Genomic DNA, 17,817 nt, shown 5'->3' with positions numbered 1-17,817 from the left:
CGGGCCGGCATGACGAGTCATCTCGACGGTGAGGGCCTCGACCGTCCGTCGCCTCAGCCGCCGGGGTAGCGGGCGGCCCACTCCGTGGTCGCGCCTCCCCAGGGATCGGCGACCTCGGCACTGCCGGTGACCTCACGGACCAGGTCGTCGGCGACCTCGCGGACCAGGTCGTGGCCTTCGAGCTCGTCGAGCCAGTCGACCGGCAGCGCGTACTCGCCGAGGGCCGCGCCGACGAGGTTGCCGCAGATCGCGCCGGTGGAGTCGCTGTCGCCCGAGTGGTTGACGGCGGCGAGGAGCGCGGCACGCGGGTCGTCCGCCGCGGTGACGGCACAGAAGACGGCGATGGCCAGCGCCTCCTCCGCGACCCAGCCCGCGCCGAGCGTCTCCACCCGCCCGGCCATGACCGCGGGCTCGGCGGGCCGCCCCGCCGAGCCCGCGCCGTCGGCCGCGATCTCCCCGGCCGCGCCGAGCGCCGCCCGCAGCGCCCGCGCGACCTCATGGCCCACCGGCTCGTCCTCGACCCGGCGCAGCGCCGACGTCGCGGCGGCGAGCACCGAGGCACCCTCCAGCACCTCGGCGACGATCCAGGCGAAGGCACCGGCGGCGAGGTAGCCGGACGGGTGGCCATGGGTGAGCACCGCGCACTCGACGGCGAGCGACCAGGCGTCCTCCGGCTCGCGGCGCAGCAGGCCGAACGGCGCCGAGCGCATCACGGTGCCGCAGCCCTTGCTGTCCGGGTTGGCCGGGCTCTCGGGGGTGCCCATCTTCGGCGCGGACAGGCCGGACAGGCAGGCGTTGCCGGGCGCGCGGCTGGCGTAGAGCACCGGCTGCGCCGCGAGCCAGCCGCTCACCTCCGCCGGCGGCTTGTTCATCCGCTGCGTCACCAGCCAGCGCTGGTAGGCCTGCCACAGCACGGTCGGCGGATGGCAGATCCCGCGGGAGCGCCCGCGCACCGACGCGCGGATGAGCCCCTCCGCGGTGAACAGCGTCATCTGGGTGTCGTCGGTGATGGGCGCGAACACGCCGTAGGCCTCGGTCAGGCCGGTGACCCCGGCGGGCCCGTGCGCGCGCCGGATCTCGTCGAGCGACAGGAACTCGATGCCGGCGCCGAGCGCGTCGCCCACCGCGCCGCCAAGCAGGCAGCCCCTCACCCGGTCCCGGTAGGACAACACCGCGATTCCCCCTCCACCGCCCCTGCGACCGCGCGCCCGGCTCGGACGGCCGTGACCGAGCCCGCGAACACGCGCGATCCAAGCGTAGGTAGCGACACCGACAATCCAGCACTCCGGTGGCAGCGAGACCACGCCAATCTCCCCGCCCCCGCGGTGACCGGACCCGGCGGCTGCTCACGGGTTCATAGGCGGACATGCCGTATACACCCTCGGGGCCGCCGGGTCCGATCAACGGGAGGCGACTTCCAGGGCTTTGAGGACCGCGCCTCGCCGGAACGCCTCCTTCCCCACCGACTGGTTGACTGTGGGTGTCCGGGGGAGGCCACCGAGTGACCTCGCCCACCGGAGCGGCGGGCCGRCCCGCCCCCGGCGAGGCGGCAGAAGCGGCCCGAGGAGAGGTGGTGGCGATGGGTTGGCGCGAGTTCCTGGGACTGCGTGAGCCACGGCGCGGGCACGAACAGGACTACGACCAGGACGACCGCGGGCGAGACCAGTCCCCTGACGACCGCGGCTACCTCGAGGACCGGATCGTGCGGGAGGAACCCGCCCATGGGCACGAAGGCGGTCGTCAGGAGCGCGGGGTCCGCGCCGAGGACGGCGAGCACCAGGACGAACGCGCATACCTCGAACGCGGGTACCAGGACGAGCTGGACTATCCGGCCGAGTTCCGGCATCCGGAGGACCGCGGCGTTCCCGACGAGCGAGGGCGTCGCGAGGATCACCGGGCCGGGGCGGCGAGCATGGTGCCGCCCGGAGATTCGCTGTCGCACGGAGATTCGCTGTCGCACGGAGATTCGCTGTCGCACGGAGATTCGCTGTCGCACGGAGGTTCGGTGTCACCTGGAGGCATCGACCGGGGCGATCGCGTCTTCCGGTCCGGCGACGTCGACGAGTCCCCGGACCTCACCCCGACGAGCCACGGCTCGCTGAACGAGGCCCGGCCGGCCGTCACGAGCCGCGTACAGCCCACGAGCACGGGTCAGAGTGACGGGCCGTCCGCTCCCGCCGCGGACCGCGCGGCCCAGGCGGCTGGCACCGGAGCCTTCTGGCGGAAGCCGTCGCCACCGGCCGGCGAGCGCATCGGCCGGGCGGCCGGCGCGCGGTACGTCCCGGGCGAGCCGGCCCGAACAGCCGAGGAGCGGGTGGGGTCGGCCGCGGACGTCGAGTCGTTCCTGCCCGCGCCGGCCCCGCCGGCCGGGCAGCGGCCCGCGGCTGGTTTCGAGGTGTTCGAGGCTCCCGTCGAGCACCTCGGTGACGTCGAGCGCTTCGGCGACGCCAGAGACTTCGGTGACGCCCGGAGCTTCGGTGATGTTGAGAGCACCGACGACGCCGCGGGCACCGAGCAGGCGGACGGCCAGTGGTCCGCCGACGAGGAGGCGTTCGCCGGCCGGGCCAGCGGCCTGGGGCGGGAACGCGGCGAGCGGCTCGCGTTCGATCGGGACCGCTACCAGGAGTTCCTGGCGGCCGAGGCCAGGCGCGACGAGGCGGCCCGCGCCGAGGCGAACCGGCCCGCCGGCCCCGCCGCGCGCCCGGCCCGCCCCGCTCCTGGCGCCAAGCCGGCCGGCAAGCGCCGGGAGACCCGCTCCGCCTCCAGTCAGGGCCCGGCGGAGCGCCGCGACGCGCGGTCCGCCCGCGACGTCGGCCGGGAGGACGGTGGTCAGGCGCGGTTAGCCGTCGGCGGGAACGCCCCGGTCGAGACCGAGACCGAGACCGAGACCGGGGCCGAGGCCGGGGCCGGGGCGGACCGGGCACGGACCGCGCCCGGGACGGCGCCGGGCCAGGAGCTGAGCTGGCGGTTCCCGCCGCAGCAGGTGGTCGCGTCCTACCAGACCCACGACCAGGCCGAACGGGCGGTCGACCACCTGGCTGACGCGCGTTTCCCGGTCGAGCGGACGGCCATCGTCGGCCGCGGCCTGACCAGTGTGGAGACGATCGGGCGGATGTCCTGGCGGGACTCGACGCTGCGCCTTGTCGGGGGCTGGGCGGTGGCCGGCGCGGTGGTCGGCCTGGTCTTCGGGCTGCTGGACTGGGTGACGCCGCTGCGGGCGGCCTTCTCGCTCGCGCTGTGGGGTCTGTTCTTCGGCGCCCTGCTCGGCCTGTTCGCCGGTCTGCTGACGTGGGTGTTCGCCGGTGGGCGCCGCCAGCGGGTGATGCACAGCCACGTCTACCGCGCGGACAGCTACGACCTGCTGGTCGACTCTGAGCTCGCCGAACGAGCCAGGAGCACCCTGGTCCTTGGTGGCTTCCCGGTCACCGGCGCCGTCCGCAAGGACGCGATCTCCTTCCGGCACCCCTGACCCGGCCTCACGTCACCGCGCCACACCGCACCTCCGGCCGGCTGTCTGGTAAGCACGTTCTCGCTGGGCGGATGTCGGCGACGCGGCTGAGGTGGTTCTCTGTGGGTGGCGTGACGCGGTGGGAGACCCTGGACGTCTCGGTCGACGGGCCTGTCGCCTGGGTGCGGTTCAACCGGCCGCGGCAGCGCAACAGCGTCACCACCGAGATGGCGGTCGAGATGTACGGGGCGCTGTCGGAGCTCGCGGCGCTGGACACGGTCAGCGTGCTGGTGCTGACCGGCAACGGGGACGCGTTCTGCCCTGGCGCGGACCTGCGCGCCGCCGCCGAGGACGGCCAGGCGGCGCGGCGGCTGCCCGACCCGGAGACGTACCAGTCGGCCCGCCTGCTGCACGAGATGCCGGCACTGACCGTCGCGGCGATCAACGGTGCCTGCGCGGGCGCCGGGTTCGCCTGGGCGGCGGCGTGCGACGTGCGGGTCGCCGCCGCGTCCGCCCGCTTCGCCACGGCGTTCCTCCCGGTCGGGCTGCCCGGCGAGCTGGGCCTGGCCTGGACGCTGCCGCGCAGCGTCGGCGCGACGCGCGCCCGGGAGCTGCTGTTCCTCGCTCCCAAGATCGACGCGGAGCAGGCCCGCGAGTACGGCTTCGTCAGCCGCGTGTGGCCGGCGGAGTCGTTCCAGCGGGAGCTGGACGGCCTCGTCACCCAGCTCGCGGGCCGGCGCCCCGAGGCGATCCGCGAGATGAAGCGCAATCTCGTCGAGGCGGAGCGCCTCCCCCTGGGCGACTACATCACCGGCGAGTCGGCCCGCTACCTGGCCCTCCTCACCGGCGACGGCGCCGACAGCGTCCGCGACCGCATGGCCCAACGCCGCGACCAGATCCAGGCCGACCACGCCGAATAGCCGGGGCAGCGAGCCCGGGGTCCCGAGGCCAGGGCCGGGCGCGGCGGCCGGCGGAGCCGCGGCGCTCAGGCGATCGCGCCGCCGTCGATGAGGTACTCGCCTCCGGTGATGGCACGGGAGGCGTCGCTGACCAGGAAAAGGACGAGGTCGGCCACGTCCGTCGCCTCGGCGGCGAAGCCGAGCGGGATGCGGGAGAGCGCCTCCCGTTCGTGGTAGCGCAGCAGGTCGGCGGCCATCTCGGTGCGGACCAGGCCGGGGCAGACGCAGTTGACCCGGATCCGGTCCCGCCCGAGCTCCAGCGCCGCCGCCCTGGACAGGCCACGCAGACCGAACTTGGAGGCGACGTACGCCGAGCCCATCGGGATCGCCTTGATCCCCGCCGCGGACGACGTGTTCACGATCGCGCCGCCGCCGCGGGCCCGCATCGCCGGGACGACGGCGCGGATCCCGAGGAACGCGCCGACGAGGTTCGTGTCCAGCACGTCACGGAAGGTCGCCTCGTCGGTGTCGACCAGGCCGCGGCTGACCATGATCCCCGCGTTGTTCACCAGGATGTCGAGGCCGCCGAACTCGGCGGTCGCGACGTCCACGGCCTGTGCCCAGGTCTGCTCGGCGGCGACGTCGCCGCCCACGAACCGGGCGGCGGTACCGAGCCCGTCCGCCGCCGCCTTCCCCTGCTCGCCGAGCCGGTCAACGAGCACGACGCTCGCCCCCTCGGCGACGAACCGTTCCGCCTCCGCGAGTCCCTGCCCTCGCGCCGCCCCCGTGACGATCGCGACCCTGCCGTCCAGTACCCCCACGCCGCCCGCCCTCCTCCGGCACCCTCGCCGGTCACCGGTCCGCCCCGTGCCGGCCGCGCCCAAGCGCGGCGGCCGCCCGGGACGCCCGCGTGACCGTGCCTACCAGACCCCCCATCCGGCGCGCAGCCGAAAGCCCGCCGCGCGGCCGGCGGACACGGCGCGATGTCAGGTGGGCGACGCGGCGGTGGAAGGTTCGGGGAAGGCGGGGTTCCTAGCTTTTCCCTCGTCAGCACGAGCACACCGGTCAGGCCCTGCCAGCCCGGCCGGACCGACCACCACATCGGCCGCTCCCCAGACCCGGCCGTGCCGCCCTCCCCCGGCGGCACGGCCGTCCTGGCGCCGGCCAGGCCCCCGCACCATGCCGCTCCCCGACGGGGGCCTGGCCGGCGCCGCCCCGACGGCGGCGCCGGGCCGCGGAGGTGGAGAGAGGACATGAGCCCCATGGAGACCATCGACACGGTGGTGATCGGCGCCGGGCAGGCCGGCCTCGCGGTGAGCCGCTGCCTGGCCTCCGCCGGGCGGGAGCATGTCGTGCTCGACCGGGGCGCGGTCGGGCAGCGCTGGCGGGAACGCTGGCAGGCGCAGCGGCTGCTCACCCCGAACTGGATGAGCCGGCTGCCGTTCTGGTCCTACCGGGGCGACGACCCCGACGGGTTCCGCGCCTTCCCGGAGCTCGTCGGCTACCTCGAGGACTACGCGGCGTCCTTCGACGCGCCCGTCCGGCCGGGCACGACCGTCGAGTCCGTCACCCTCGCGCCCGGCGCGGGCGCCCGCTGCGCGGCCGGCTTCCCGGCGGGCCTGGCAGGCACGACCGGCGCTCGCCGGGCGGGCGGCGCCGCCGCGGCGCGGCGCGGGCCCACCGCCCGGTTCGTGGTTTCCACCGACCGGGGCGGCTTCCACGCCCGCAGCATCGTCGTCGCGGCGGGGGCGTGCGACGAGCCCGCGGTACCGGAGCGGCTCGCCGGCGCCCTCGGCGGCGTCCACCAGCTGCACGCCGCCGACTACCGAGGCGCGAGCGGCCTGCCCGCCGGCGGGGTGCTCGTCGTGGGCGCGTCGTCGTCCGGACTGCAGGTCGCCGAGGACGCTGCCCGGGCCGGCCGGCAGGTCACGATCAGCGTCGGCGAGCACCGCCGGCTGCCCCGTGCCTACCGGGGCATGGACATCTGGTGGTGGCTGGACCGGCTCGGCACCCTCGACCGGAGCGTCGAGGACCTGCCGGACACGGAGGCGGCCCGCCGTGAGCCGTCGTCGCAGCTCGTCGCCGGCCGCGACCTCGACCTGGCCCTGCTCGCCGACGCCGGCGTGCGCCTGGTCGGGCGGCTGCGCGCCGCGAGCGGTCACCGCGTCGAGTTCGCCGACGACCTCGCGGACACGACCGGCGCCGCCGACGCGCGGATGCGCGGGATCCTCGAGCAGATCGAGAGGAACGTGCGCGGCACCGGCCTCACCACCGAGCTCACCGCCCCGGAGCCGTTCCGTCCCGTCGTCACGCCGCCGGCGCCGACGGGCCTCGACCTGAACGCGGCCGGCATCGGCACCGTCGTCTGGGCGACCGGCTACCGCCACCCCTACCCGTGGCTCCAGGTCCCGGAGGTGCGCGACGCCGCGGGGCGTATCCGCCAGCGCGGCGGAGTCACGCCCCGGCCGGGCCTCTACGTCGTCGGCCTGCCGTTCCTCGCCCGGCGCAACTCGCATTTCCTCGACGGCGTCCGCCACGACGCCCGCGCGGTGGTGACCCACCTCTGCCTCGGCCAGATCCCCTGGCAGCGCGTCGGCGGGCGGATGGACGGGGTGCCCCGTCGCTGACGACCGCCGCGGTAACGCCGACTCTGCCGAGATGCATGCTGTGCGGACGTTCAGTGCAGGACGGTGAGCAGGCCCTCGACGCCGCGGTGGAAAGCGGCACCGACACTGTCGACGCCGTCGAGGTGGGCGCCGGTCATCGCGCCGTCGCGCATCATGACGAAGTGCCGTGCGGCGTGCTGTGGATCGGGGCGCCGCGGTGAGGTCTCGAAGACCTGGGTGAACAGCTCGGCGAGCATGGTCACATACCAGGCTCGGTGATCGAGGACCACCTTGCGCACCGGGTCGTCCGGGTCGGGGTACTCGGCGGCGGCCTTGAGGAAAGCACACCCACGGAACTCCGGCCTGGCCAGGTCGTCGGCGACGGCGGTGCCGACCGCGCGCAGCGCGTCGGCCGGCGATGGCGCGGTCTCGATGGCCGCTTCGACGGCGGCGCGGATCTGGGTGTCGACGCCGCGCAGGTAGGCGAGCACGAGGTCTTCCTTCGAGGGGAAGTGCCGGTAGAACGTCGCTCGCGTGGCCGGGGCCTCGGCGAGGATCCGCTCGACCCCGACCGCCCGGATTCCCTCGCCGTAGAACAGCTTGCTGGCCGTGGCCAGCAGTCGTTCCCGGGCCTCGGACCGCCCGTGCCCCCCCGGGCCGCCGTTCGGGCCGCCGGGCGCGGAGCGAGTCGGCGCTGCCATGAGCCAACGGTAACAGAAAGAACGGTCGGTCTTGCAACCGTCGGCCCCGTGTGCCAGGCTCGGCGCTGTCGCAAGAGAGAGAACGGTCTTTCTACCTGGAGGCGGCGTGCCGAGCCGAGACACGACCAACCGGCGGCGGGAACGGCCCGCCGCACGGCGAGGCAGCCGCCAGCCTGGACTCGCCGAACGCCGGGGGATCCAGATTCAACGGCCTTCTTTGGAATGGAACTGCCATGACCACGACTACCGCCCCTGTCGCTGCCACTGTCGCGCCCACGCTTCGTCGGCTCTACTTCGTTCGTTTCGGATTCGCTCTGATCTGGGCTGTCGCGCTTTTCTCGACCGCGTCGAGCATCGGGCCGGTGAGCGCGACCCTGCTCGTGCTCTACCCCCTGTTCGACGCGGGCGCAGCCATCGTCGACGCCCGCTCCTCCCGAGCGAGCCGGTCCGCACGGGGCCTTCACGTCAACATCGCGATCAGTGCGATCGCAGCCGTTGGACTGGTCTTCGCGGCCGTCTCCGGCATTCCGGCGGTCCTGCGGGTATGGGGGGTCTGGGCCGTCGTGGCGGGCCTGGTCCAGCTCATCGTCGCTCTGCGGCGACGCAAGCTCGGAGGCCAGTGGGCGATGATCGCCAGCGGCACCATCTCCACGCTCGCCGGGATCTCGTTCTTCGCGCAGGCCGCCACCTCGGACGCCTCGCTCAAAAACCTGGCCGGCTACGCTCTGCTCGGCGGCGTCTTCTTCCTCGTCTCCGCGCTGCGCCTTGGACGGAACGCCAGCCGGAGCACCGGTGGGAGGAACTGACATCACCGACCGCACCACCAGGGTCGGCAGCGTGTTCGACGCCATCGCCGGTTGATCACTACGGATCAGGGGACGACGGTCACCGGCCAGCGGCCGGTGCGGACGAGGCGGGTGGCGAGGGAGCCGATGATGCGGTGGCCGGCGCCTTCGGAGGCGCCGACGACGACCATGTCGGCGTGTACCTCGTCGGCGGTGCGGCGCAGCGCGTCGAGCGGATCACCGAGGCGGACGACGAGGGTGGTCGACAGCCCCAGCTCCTGCGCGCGGTGGGCGACGACGTCCCGGATCTCGGCGGCCACGTCGGCGGCGGCCTGCTGGACGGCGCCGGCCGCCATCGGCGCCATCGACTCCCACCCGGGTGCCATGGTCACGTAGACGACGATCAGCCGTGCCCGCTGGCGGCGGGCGACCCCGGCCGCGTACGAGGCGGCCCGCAGCGCGGTGCGCGACCCGTCGACGCCGACCACGACCGTGCCCGGCCCGTCGGTACCCAGCTCGAACGGACCCGGGTTCCACACCGGCCCGAACCGCTCGACCGACAGGACACCTGTGCCGTCCTCCACGTCCACCTGTCCAGTCTGCTCCACCGCGGCGGTAGACGGCGGGCGGCGGTCAGCCGCCGTCGTCGATGACGTCCGGTTCGAGGCCGGCGGTGCGCCAGTCGTCGTAGGAGAGCCCGGTGACCTCCTCGAGCAGCGCGATGTCGTCGACGAAGTACGGCAGCACCGCCTTGCGCTCGGCGGGGCTGAGCGGTCGGCGCCCACCCTTGCGCCGTTGCAGCGCGGTGAGCAGCGGGCCGCGGAACACCTGCCGGACCGGCACGGGGAAATGGTGGCCGATCCGTCCACCGGTGCGCAGCGCCGCTCGCAGCGCGGCGTTCACCTGGGTGTCGGCGACGAACGGGGTGACGTTCTGCGACGGCACCACGTCGAGCAGGCCGGGCCGTACCCCGAGGAACTCGCAGACCCGGTCCAGCGTGGGGACCGGGTCCTCGCGCAGGTCGCGGTAGCGCAGCAGCAGGATCTGGTCGCGGGAGAACAGGCCGAACAGGTGGGCGAGCTGCGCGCCGTAGTGGCCCTGGGAGACGTAATGCCAGAAATGCGCCCAGCCGGCCTCGCGCCGGGGCTCCTCCAGCGCGCAGGCCCGGACGAAGTCGCGTTCGGGCTCAAGGCCGGCGGCCCACAGGTGGGTCCAGTTCGAGTGCGCCCGGTCCACCGGGTTGCGCAGCAGCACGACCAGGCGAGCCTTCGGCAGCAGCCGCTTGATCCGGTTCTGGGCGTCCAGGTCGTACAGGTAGAACGGCGTCGCCTCGCCGAGCAGCGCGTGCGCCGGCGCGGGGGCGAACAGCGCCTCGTAGTCGGCGCGCCGCCACACGTGCTCCTGGTAGGTCTGAGCGTCCCCCGGCCCGCCGCGCGCCGGGGGCGGGCCCTCGGAGAGGAAGAACTTCGGCTCCTTCACCGCGGGCAGGAACAGGTCGGGGTGCCGGGCCAGCGCCGCGTGCAGCGCCGTGGTCCCGGCCTTGGGCACGCCGATCACGAGGAAGTCGGGAAGAGGCATCGTCGGTCTCGCTCCTGACGCGGGGCCGGGCGGCGGCCAGTCATGGGAGAGCCCGGCCGGCGGACGCGATGGCGACCGGTGTGCCGCACCCAGGACCGGAGCGGCGGCTGCCGGCGGGACAGATGCGGTGTACCCGCAGAATAACCACCCATACACGTTCCCGACCGGGAAAGTAATGAAGATGTAGCGCGCCGGTAGAGTACGACGGGTGCCGATCACCTCACCGGTCCCCGATCAGACGTCCTTCCTCCCCCTTCCCCGCTGGGAGCCGGCGGTCACCGTCGTGGCCCCCGAGGGGGACGGCCCGGGCAACTGGGTGGGCGCGCCCAGCGCGCTGCTCGTGGACGGYACCTACTACCTGGCCTACCGCCTGCGTCGCCCGGTGGGCGAGGGTCGCGGCTTCGGCGTCGTGATCGCCTCGTCGACGGACGGCGAGCGGTTCACCGAGATCGCGCGCATCGGCCGCGAGCCGTTCGGCGCCGAGTCGCTGGAGCGCCCCGCGCTCGTCCACACGCCCGAGGGCCGCTGGCGCCTCTACGTCAGCTGCGCCACCCCTGGCAGCCCGCACTGGTGGATCGACCTGCTGGAGGCCGGCGACCCGGCCAGCTTCGACCCGGCGGAGCGGCGTACCGTGCTGCCCGGCGACGAGCACACCGCCGTCAAGGACCCGGTGGTGCTCTGGCACGACGGCCGCTGGCATCTGTGGGCCTCCTGCCACCTGCTCGACGACCCGGACGCCACCGACCGGATGGAGAGCCGGTACGCGACCAGCGCGGACGGCGTGACCTGGACCTGGCACGGCGTCGCCCTCGCGCCCCGGTCCGGTCACTGGGACGCCCGCGGCGTGCGGATCACCGCGGTTCTCCCCGGCCACACCCCGCCGGTCGCCCTCTACGACGGCCGCGCCAGCGCCGCCGAGAACTGGTGTGAGCGCACCGGCGTCGCCACCGCGGCCCCGGCGGAGGCCGGCTTCGCCCGGTTCGACGCGGTCGGGACGGTGGCGCACGCGAGCGCCCCCCACGGCGACGGCGCGTTGCGCTACCTCAGCGTCGTCGACCTGCCCGGCGGCGCCAGCCGGATCTACTACGAGGCGAGCCGGCCCGACGGCGCGCACGAGCTGCGCACCGAGCTCCTCGACGCGTCCGGCCCGGCGGCGAGCGCCGGCTAGTACCGCGTCAGCGACGGCTGGCCCGGCGGCACCACCACGCCCGGCCTTGATCGCCAGCCGTGCACTGGAATCCGAACGAGCAAGGGCTCGGGACGACAGCCACACCCACGCCATTCCCCTGTCACGGCCAGGTCGCTACCAGGTCACGCCACGACAATAATCGCCTATCTCTACCGGCTTAGTTGACATCACTGGTGGCGGTCCTTAGCGTCGCCTGCATGCGTGCCCGCCTCCTGCTGCTGGTGAGCCGCGCGCACATCGACCTCCGGCGCGTCGCCAGCGCCCTGTGTCGGCCCGGCCGCTGACCGCCTGGCGCCGCGACCCCGCGGACGCCTCTCCGGACAAGCCCGCATCGGCCACGACGGCGAGAACGCCTCGACACGTCCGCACCCCGCCGTGTCACCCCTCCGCTGGCCGAGGTCCGCCCACATCGCGCGACCACCGCGGAACCCGCGACTCCCGCCGCACAGGAGGCCCCCGTGCCCACGCATTCCCCGGCTCGCCCGTTCGTGGCGGGCCAGCATCCCCCCGATCTCGGCCGCCGGGCCGTCCGGGTCACCGCGGTGGACGCCACCGCCCTCGCCGAGGCTGACCCGGCCCGCCCCGGCGGCTCGGCGGCGGCCGTCCTGCGCGCCGCTCTCGACCATGGCCCACTCGCCCGCGCCGCCATCGGACAGTGGACCGGGCTCAGCCCGGCCGCCGTGTCACGGCAGACCGCCGACCTGATCTCGCTGGGCCTGCTCCGGGAGCTGCCCGACGCCCAGCGGGCGGCCCCCAGGGCCGGACGCCCACACGTCCCCGTCGACGTCGACACCGCGAGCCACCTCGCCTGCGGCGTGCACATCGCGGTGCCGATGCTGACGTTCGGCCTCGTCGACCTGCGCGGGCGGGTCGTGGCCCAGGAGGAGGTCGACCACGACGGCGACCCGGCCCGGGTGCTCGCGCTGATCGGCCGGCATCTGCCGGACTTCGTCCACCGCCACCAGCGCGCCCAGCTGAGCCTCGGCCGCCACCTTGGCGACGGCGGCGATGGCGGCGGCCGCGACGCGACGCTGCCGGAAGGCGGCCTGCTGGGGGTGGGGGTGGTCAGCGGCGGCCTGGTCGACGCGCGCGGTGGGATCATTCTCGAGCACGCGCCGCTCGGCTGGCGTGACGTGCCGGTGGCGGCACCGCTGCGGGCGGCGACCGGCCTGCCGGTGCACGTCGAGGGGCACGCCCGCGCGCTCGCCCAGGCGGAGATCCTCTTCGGCGACCCGCGGGCGCGCCGCGGCCTCGTGCACCTGTTCGCGGGCCATGTGGTCGACGCCGCGATCGCCCTGGAGGGCACTGTGCTGCGCGGCCAGCGATCGGCGGCGGGCGGGGTGGCGCACCTGCGCATCCCCGGTGCCACCGAACAGTGCGCGTGCGGCGGCACGGGATGCGCCCAGGCCACGCTGTCCGAGGGCGTGTGGCTGGCGAGGGCCGTCGCCGAGGGCGTGATCCCCCGGCCCGACATCCGCCTGCTGGCCGCGGCCGTCGCCGCGCGCGAGCCCGCCGCCGTGGCGCTGCTGCGCGCCCGGCTGCGCCTCGTCGGCCGGCTCGCGGCGCTGCTGATCGACATGATCGACCCGGAGGTTCTCGTCGTCACGGAGCTCGCGACGCTCCAGCTGCCCGAGCTGATCACCGAGGTGCAGGCCGAGGTCGCGGCACACTCACGAGCCCGCTCGGCGCCGGAGCGGGTGGTGCGGCCGAGCAGCTTCGGGCCGGGCGTGCTCGCCGTCGCCGCCGCCGCCGGCATCCTCGCCGCGGTGCACCGCAGCCCGCGCAGCGTCCGCGCGCCGCTGGCACGAACGCTTCCGGCCCAGGGCACGGGCGCCGGCCCGGGCCGCGCCATCGCTCCCCGACCGTCGCGGGGCGCGCTGCCGGCGACCGCGGCCGGCCGGTGACGGACAAACACGACGGACGGGCCGGCGGTATTACTTCCATCAAGTCGGAAACCGTTGACCCCGCTCGCGGGGCGCGGGACGATAAATCCGCCGGACACCACGGCGACGACACTCCGGACGGAATTCAAGAAAGGCGGTGGATATCATGGCCAGCCTTTGGGATGAATCGGTCCACCGTCTGGTGACCAGGCCGCGGGCATGTGGGCCCGCCGCGCGGTCCTCGCGATTTCGTCCCAGGACGTTCGCGGCCTGAGAGACACAGGCCGGAACACCACGCCATTTCCGGCCGTGGCGCGCGGCCGCAACCGCCGGCCACGCTGAGGGACGGCGACATACACGCGCCCGGCTCTCCGAGCCCGGGACCTGCCGCGAACAACGCCGCCGTTTCTCACCGGCCCTGACCTCCCGGCCCGGCGCTCGCGCGCGGATTCTTCTCGCGGCCGTTCCCCCGTGGGCCGACGCCCTTTCACCCAGCCGATGTCCTTTCACCAGCCGGCCCCCTGCGCGGCCGCGCGCCCGGCGAAAGGCATGGGCGATGCGCCATGACCGAAAAGCCCTCCCACCGGTGAGCCGCCCCATCTGGAGTCCTCCGGCCCGCGGGATCTCCCGCCGGCCGCCCTCGGTGCCGCCATCCGGCGGCGCTCCATCCTCCGAAGGGATACACCCGAACATGACAAGCCCGACAACGAGCGCGCCCACCGACCTGGGCATCGACGTCCGGCCGGTGGCCGGGAACATCGGCGCCGAGATCCACGGCGTCGACCTGCGCGAGGAGCTCGACGACGCCGCCGTGGCCGAGATCCGGGCGGCGCTGCACCGCTGGAAGGTGGTCTTCTTCCGCGACCAGCACATCGACCACGCCCAGCAGATCGCGTTCGGCCGGCGGTTCGGCAAGCTCACGCCGGCGCACCCGCACGAGGACGCACCACCGGAGGGATTCCCGGAGATCCTGCCGATCGACAGCCGCCGCTACAACAGGCTGTTCGGCCAGGCGGAGGTCAAGGACCTCAAGAAGAAGTTCAAGGTCACCTACGACAACGGCTGGCACACCGACGTCACCGCGCTGGTGAACCCGCCGGCGGGCTCCATCCTGCGCGCCGAGATCGTGCCACCCTACGGTGGCGACACGCAGTGGACCAACCTCGTCGCCGCCTACGAGGGGCTGCCGGAACCGCTCCAGCGCCTGGCTGACGGGCTGCGGGCGAAGCACAGCTTCGGCCAGCCGATCTTCGAGGGCAGCGAGTACGGCAAGAAGGTCAAGGCGAACCCGCTGGTGGCGATCCACCCGGTCGTCCGGGTGCACCCCGAGACGGGCGAGCGCGCGCTGTTCGTCAGCCCGAGCTTCACCAGCCGCGACAACGAGATCATCGACTTCGGGCCGCGCCAGAGCCGCGCGATCCTGGACCTGTTCTACGAGCAGATCTCCCGGCCGGAGTACACCGTCCGGTTCCGGTGGAGCCCGGGCGACATCGCGTTCTGGGACAACCGGGCGACCGCGCATCTCGGCCCGTCCGACGTGGACATCACCGAGTTCGACCGGGTGCTCTACCGGGTCACGCTCGAGGGCGACGTCCCGGTGGGCGTCGACGGCCGCCCGTCCGAGCTCGTCGCCGGCCAGCCGTTCCTCGCCGGCTGAGCGACCCCGGTAGCACCTTCCCCGAACCGCGCCTCCGGAACTGGCCGTGGCCCGTTCCGGAGCATGGCGGCGCCGCGCGCGTCCACGCCCCGGACGCGCGCGGTGCCGCCGCGCGCCGATCCGCTGACGCCCGACGCTGACGCCCGACGGCGTCAGTCCTTCTCTGGATGGAGAATCCGATGCAGCACCGACGGCCGCGTGGACGGCTGTTCTCTCTCGCCGCCGTCGCGGCCCTGCTGGCGGTGGGCGTCGCCGCCTGCGGTGGTGGGGAATCCTCGCCCGATTCTTCGTCCGGCGACAGGACCACGCTGCGGATCGGCGACCAGGGAAAGACCCTGGAACTGCAGCTCACCCTGTCCGGGCAGAACAAGGGAACGCCGTACGGCCTCGGTTTCAACACCTTCGCCGACGGGCCACACATGAACGCGGCGTTCAGCGCGAACCGGCTCGACGTCGGTTTCATGGGTGACACGCCCACGCTGTTCGCGAACGCATCCTCCGCGGACGTCACGGCGGTGGCCATCGCCAAGTCGCCAACCAACACGCAGACGATCTACGCGCGCAAGGACTCCGGCATCCAGGCGCCCGCCGACCTCAGGGGCAAGAAGATCGCCGTCACCGTCGGCACGTCGCTGCACGGCTACCTGCTCCAGCAGCTCGACGCGGCCGGGCTCACCGAGAAGGACGTCACGCTGGTGAACGTCCCCGTCGCGAGCCTCGTGTCGACGTTCTCCTCCGGCCAGGTGGACGCCGTCGTCTACGTCACTCAGTACGGCGGCGCGCTCACCGGCACCGGGGCCCGGTGAGATCAGGACGACGCCACTGCCGCAGTACTCCGTCATCCTCGCCGCGAAGTCCGCGCTGAAGGACCCGACGAGGCGGGCGGCGATCGAGGACTTCCTCGTCCGGCTCTCCCGCGCGTCGACCTGGCCGAAGGCGCACCCGGACGCCTGGGTCCAGGCGTACTACGTCCAGCTGCTCAAGCAGGACCCGACCACCAGCCGGAAGTACTTCGACGGCCTGCCGGCCACCCAGTACGCGCCGGTCACCGACGACTTCACGCAGTTCCAGCAGAAGCAGGCCGACCTGCTGATCGGCGCCGGCCAGCTTCCGAAGACCCTGAAGATCAGCGACGAGATCGACGCGGCCTTCAACACCGAACTCGCCGGGAAGTTCACCGGCGCCGGGCTGACGGTATGACAACCACCCAGCTGGGCCCGGCTGATGTCACCTTGGTGGACGCCAGCCCTGGGAACGCCGGTCCGGCCGCGGCGACCACCCTCCAGCTCGCGGACCCGACCGGCGGGCGGCGTTCGCATGGCAGCCGGCTGTCGGTTCCCGGCTGGGTCCGCCGGCTCACGGGCCCGGCGGCGCTGTTCGCGGTGTGGTGGGCGATCACCGGCACCGGCCTCGTCGGCGGCCGGGTACTCGCCTCGCCGCTCGCGGTCGCCCGCGTCTTCGGGGATCTGGCTGGCGACGGGGAGCTGTGGGACAACCTCTCGATCTCGCTCGTCCGGGTCGGCTGGGGCGTGCTGTTCGGGGTCGCCGTCGGTCTGGTCCTCGCGGTCCTCGCCGGCTTCTTCCGCGCCGGCGAGCACATCGTCGACTCCTCGATGAACTTCCTGCGGACCATTCCCATCATCGCCCTGTTGCCGCTGATCATCGTCTGGATCGGCATCGGCGAGTCAGCCAAGATCTTCCTGATCGCGGCCGGCGTAGTCTTCCCGGTCTACATGAACACGTTCGCGGGCATCCGCGGCGTCGACGTCAAGCTCGTGGAGGCCGGCCGGACGTTCGGGCTGGGCCGACTGGGACTGATCCGCCGGGTCATCATTCCCGGCGCGTTGCCTGGGTTCCTCATCGGCCTGCGCTGGTCCCTCGGCGTCGCCTGGCTGCTGCTGGTCTTCGCCGAGCAGGTCAACACCGACCGCGGAGTCGGATACCTCCTCACCAGCGCCCAGGGCTGGAACCGCACCGACATCATCATTCTCTGCCTGGTGATCTACGGCATTCTCGGCCTGCTCTGCGACGGCATCGTCCGCGTACTGGAAAGGAGCCTGTTGTCATGGCGACGCGGCTTCACCGGAACCTGAACACAACGACGCTGACCCGCACGCGGGACGAGGCCGTGGACGCCGCCCGGGCCCCCGGGACCGCCCGGACCGCGGAGACCGCCGGCGTCGTCCGGGCCGCCGGGACGGCTGGGGCGGCCGGGACAGCCAGGACAGCTGGGACAGCCCGAGTCGCCGCGGAAGGCTCCGGCGGCGCCGCGGTGCGGGTGCGCGGCCTGCGCCGGGCGTTCGGCGAGCGCGTCGTGCTCGACGGCCTGGACCTGACGGTCGCCGCCGGCGAGTTCGTCGCCCTGCTCGGGCGCAGCGGCTCGGGCAAGAGCACGCTGCTGCGCGTCCTCGGCGGGTTTGACACCGGCATCGAGGGCGACGTACTCGCGGCGACGCGGCGCTCCGTGGTCTTCCAGGAGGCGCGGCTGCTGCCCTGGACCCGGGCGCTCGGCAACGTCACCCTCGGCCTGCCCGGCAGGGACGTCGCGGCGCGCGGCCGGGCGGCGCTCGCCGAGGTGGGCCTCGCGGGTCGCGAACAGGCCTGGCCGGTGACGCTGTCCGGCGGCGAGGCACAGCGGGTCGCGCTCGCCAGGGCGCTGGTGCGCGAGCCGGACCTGGTTCTGCTCGACGAGCCGTTCGGCGCGCTGGACGCCCTGACCCGCATCCGGATGCACTCTCTGCTGCGGGAGCTGTGCCGCCGTCACCGCCCCGCCGTCCTGTTCGTCACCCACGACGTCGACGAGGCGATCCTGCTGGCTGACCGCGTGCTGGTCCTCACCGACGGCCGGCTGTCGCTCGATCTGCCGGTCGACGTCGCGTCGCCGCGGCTGCGCGCCGACCCGGCGTTCGCCGCGCTGCGCTCCCGTCTGCTGGCCGAGCTCGGCGTCGACGACCTCGCCGAAGGCACCCACTGACCGTGCCCGAGGGGCGCCCGCCAGCACCTCCCCCGGCGGACGCCCCTCGGCGACCCGTCCCGCGGAACCGACGATCAACCCGTCCCGCGGAACCGAC

Annotated in this window: 17 protein-coding genes; 11 read left to right on the top strand and 6 right to left on the bottom strand. The window is 73.9% G+C overall.

What is annotated here, in order from left to right; genetic code table 11:
• Window positions 1-53: 53 nt before the first annotated feature.
• The gene (locus BL253_RS22945) at window positions 54-1,172 is read right to left on the bottom strand and encodes an ADP-ribosylglycohydrolase family protein (RefSeq protein ID WP_076819198.1); all 1,119 of its coding nucleotides are present in this window, start codon (window positions 1,170-1,172) and stop codon (window positions 54-56) included.
• A gap of 407 nt (window positions 1,173-1,579) precedes the next feature.
• Here BL253_RS22945 and BL253_RS39495 point away from each other — a divergent pair, with 407 nt between their 5' ends.
• Window positions 1,580-3,469 (top strand): general stress protein, encoded by a 1,890-nt coding sequence (locus tag BL253_RS39495; protein ID WP_131831551.1) that lies wholly within the window; start codon window positions 1,580-1,582, stop codon window positions 3,467-3,469.
• Between the two features lie 101 nt (window positions 3,470-3,570).
• Window positions 3,571-4,368 carry an enoyl-CoA hydratase/isomerase family protein gene (locus BL253_RS22935; protein ID WP_241835032.1) on the top strand — a complete coding sequence of 266 codons (798 nt, stop codon included), beginning with the start codon at window positions 3,571-3,573 and terminating at the stop codon, window positions 4,366-4,368.
• A gap of 65 nt (window positions 4,369-4,433) precedes the next feature.
• Here the strand turns inward: BL253_RS22935 and BL253_RS22930 are convergent, their stop codons facing one another.
• Window positions 4,434-5,168, bottom strand: coding sequence for an SDR family NAD(P)-dependent oxidoreductase (locus BL253_RS22930; RefSeq protein ID WP_076819196.1), 735 nt, complete (start codon window positions 5,166-5,168; stop codon window positions 4,434-4,436).
• Between the two features lie 432 nt (window positions 5,169-5,600).
• Between BL253_RS22930 and BL253_RS22925 the strand changes: the two genes are divergently transcribed.
• Window positions 5,601-6,974, top strand: coding sequence for a flavin-containing monooxygenase (locus BL253_RS22925; RefSeq protein WP_198946368.1), 1,374 nt, complete (start codon window positions 5,601-5,603; stop codon window positions 6,972-6,974).
• A gap of 50 nt (window positions 6,975-7,024) precedes the next feature.
• Here the strand turns inward: BL253_RS22925 and BL253_RS22920 are convergent, their stop codons facing one another.
• Window positions 7,025-7,654 carry a TetR/AcrR family transcriptional regulator gene (locus tag BL253_RS22920; protein ID WP_076819194.1) on the bottom strand — a complete coding sequence of 210 codons (630 nt, stop codon included), beginning with the start codon at window positions 7,652-7,654 and terminating at the stop codon, window positions 7,025-7,027.
• A gap of 233 nt (window positions 7,655-7,887) precedes the next feature.
• Here BL253_RS22920 and BL253_RS22915 point away from each other — a divergent pair, with 233 nt between their 5' ends.
• Complete coding sequence (locus BL253_RS22915) at window positions 7,888-8,460, top strand: DUF308 domain-containing protein (protein ID WP_076819193.1); 573 nt, start codon at window positions 7,888-7,890, stop codon at window positions 8,458-8,460.
• A 65-nt stretch (window positions 8,461-8,525) separates the two neighbouring features.
• Here the strand turns inward: BL253_RS22915 and BL253_RS22910 are convergent, their stop codons facing one another.
• Together BL253_RS22910 and BL253_RS22905 are read right to left on the bottom strand one after the other, a co-directional pair.
• Complete coding sequence (locus tag BL253_RS22910) at window positions 8,526-9,029, bottom strand: universal stress protein (protein ID WP_081438591.1); 504 nt, start codon at window positions 9,027-9,029, stop codon at window positions 8,526-8,528.
• A 43-nt stretch (window positions 9,030-9,072) separates the two neighbouring features.
• Window positions 9,073-10,017 (bottom strand): sulfotransferase family protein, encoded by a 945-nt coding sequence (locus tag BL253_RS22905; RefSeq protein WP_076819192.1) that lies wholly within the window; start codon window positions 10,015-10,017, stop codon window positions 9,073-9,075.
• 208 nt (window positions 10,018-10,225) lie between these two features.
• Here BL253_RS22905 and BL253_RS22900 point away from each other — a divergent pair, with 208 nt between their 5' ends.
• From BL253_RS22900 to BL253_RS43960, 5 genes are all read left to right on the top strand, one after another.
• Complete coding sequence (locus BL253_RS22900; protein ID WP_076819191.1) at window positions 10,226-11,185, top strand: glycoside hydrolase family protein; 960 nt, start codon at window positions 10,226-10,228, stop codon at window positions 11,183-11,185.
• A 218-nt stretch (window positions 11,186-11,403) separates the two neighbouring features.
• A complete protein-coding gene (locus BL253_RS45485; RefSeq protein ID WP_420801706.1) occupies window positions 11,404-11,490 on the top strand; it encodes a putative leader peptide in 87 nt (28 codons plus the stop codon).
• A gap of 174 nt (window positions 11,491-11,664) precedes the next feature.
• Window positions 11,665-13,110 carry an ROK family protein gene (locus BL253_RS22895; RefSeq protein WP_076819190.1) on the top strand — a complete coding sequence of 482 codons (1,446 nt, stop codon included), beginning with the start codon at window positions 11,665-11,667 and terminating at the stop codon, window positions 13,108-13,110.
• Window positions 13,111-13,780: 670 nt separating this feature from the next.
• Window positions 13,781-14,746 carry a TauD/TfdA dioxygenase family protein gene (locus BL253_RS22890; protein ID WP_076819189.1) on the top strand — a complete coding sequence of 322 codons (966 nt, stop codon included), beginning with the start codon at window positions 13,781-13,783 and terminating at the stop codon, window positions 14,744-14,746.
• A gap of 179 nt (window positions 14,747-14,925) precedes the next feature.
• A complete protein-coding gene (locus BL253_RS43960) occupies window positions 14,926-15,552 on the top strand; it encodes an ABC transporter substrate-binding protein (RefSeq protein WP_241835031.1) in 627 nt (208 codons plus the stop codon).
• A gap of 159 nt (window positions 15,553-15,711) precedes the next feature.
• Here BL253_RS43960 and BL253_RS43955 read toward each other — a convergent pair whose 3' ends face one another.
• Window positions 15,712-15,903, bottom strand: a complete 192-nt coding sequence (locus BL253_RS43955; protein WP_241835030.1) for a hypothetical protein — start codon at window positions 15,901-15,903, stop codon at window positions 15,712-15,714.
• A gap of 39 nt (window positions 15,904-15,942) precedes the next feature.
• On the opposite strand from BL253_RS43955, the gene BL253_RS22880 reads away from it, so the two are divergent.
• The gene (locus BL253_RS22880) at window positions 15,943-16,839 is read left to right on the top strand and encodes an ABC transporter permease (protein ID WP_076819188.1); all 897 of its coding nucleotides are present in this window, start codon (window positions 15,943-15,945) and stop codon (window positions 16,837-16,839) included.
• Window positions 16,812-17,720: an ABC transporter ATP-binding protein gene (locus tag BL253_RS22875; protein ID WP_076819187.1), complete on the top strand. Its 909-nt coding sequence runs from the start codon at window positions 16,812-16,814 to the stop codon at window positions 17,718-17,720. Before BL253_RS22880 ends, BL253_RS22875 begins: the two co-directional genes overlap by 28 nt.
• Window positions 17,721-17,817 lie beyond the last annotated feature (97 nt).

It is taken from the genome of Pseudofrankia asymbiotica (assembly GCF_001983105.1).
Lineage (GTDB): Bacteria > Actinomycetota > Actinomycetes > Frankiales > Frankiaceae > Pseudofrankia > Pseudofrankia asymbiotica.
This window is presented reverse-complemented; position numbering and strand designations above follow the sequence as displayed.

Coding starts and splice junctions, on each gene's coding strand:
- BL253_RS22925 (WP_198946368.1), top strand. CDS start 5,601: ATGAGCCCCATGGAGACCATCGACACGGTGGTGATCGGCGCCGGGCAG.
- BL253_RS22920 (WP_076819194.1), bottom strand. CDS start 7,654: ATGGCAGCGCCGACTCGCTCCGCGCCCGGCGGCCCGAACGGCGGCCCG.
- BL253_RS22890 (WP_076819189.1), top strand. CDS start 13,781: ATGACAAGCCCGACAACGAGCGCGCCCACCGACCTGGGCATCGACGTC.
- BL253_RS45485 (WP_420801706.1), top strand. CDS start 11,404: ATGCGTGCCCGCCTCCTGCTGCTGGTGAGCCGCGCGCACATCGACCTC.
- BL253_RS22875 (WP_076819187.1), top strand. CDS start 16,812: ATGGCGACGCGGCTTCACCGGAACCTGAACACAACGACGCTGACCCGC.
- BL253_RS22880 (WP_076819188.1), top strand. CDS start 15,943: ATGACAACCACCCAGCTGGGCCCGGCTGATGTCACCTTGGTGGACGCC.
- BL253_RS43960 (WP_241835031.1), top strand. CDS start 14,926: ATGCAGCACCGACGGCCGCGTGGACGGCTGTTCTCTCTCGCCGCCGTC.
- BL253_RS39495 (WP_131831551.1), top strand. CDS start 1,580: ATGGGTTGGCGCGAGTTCCTGGGACTGCGTGAGCCACGGCGCGGGCAC.
- BL253_RS22905 (WP_076819192.1), bottom strand. CDS start 10,017: ATGCCTCTTCCCGACTTCCTCGTGATCGGCGTGCCCAAGGCCGGGACC.
- BL253_RS22915 (WP_076819193.1), top strand. CDS start 7,888: ATGACCACGACTACCGCCCCTGTCGCTGCCACTGTCGCGCCCACGCTT.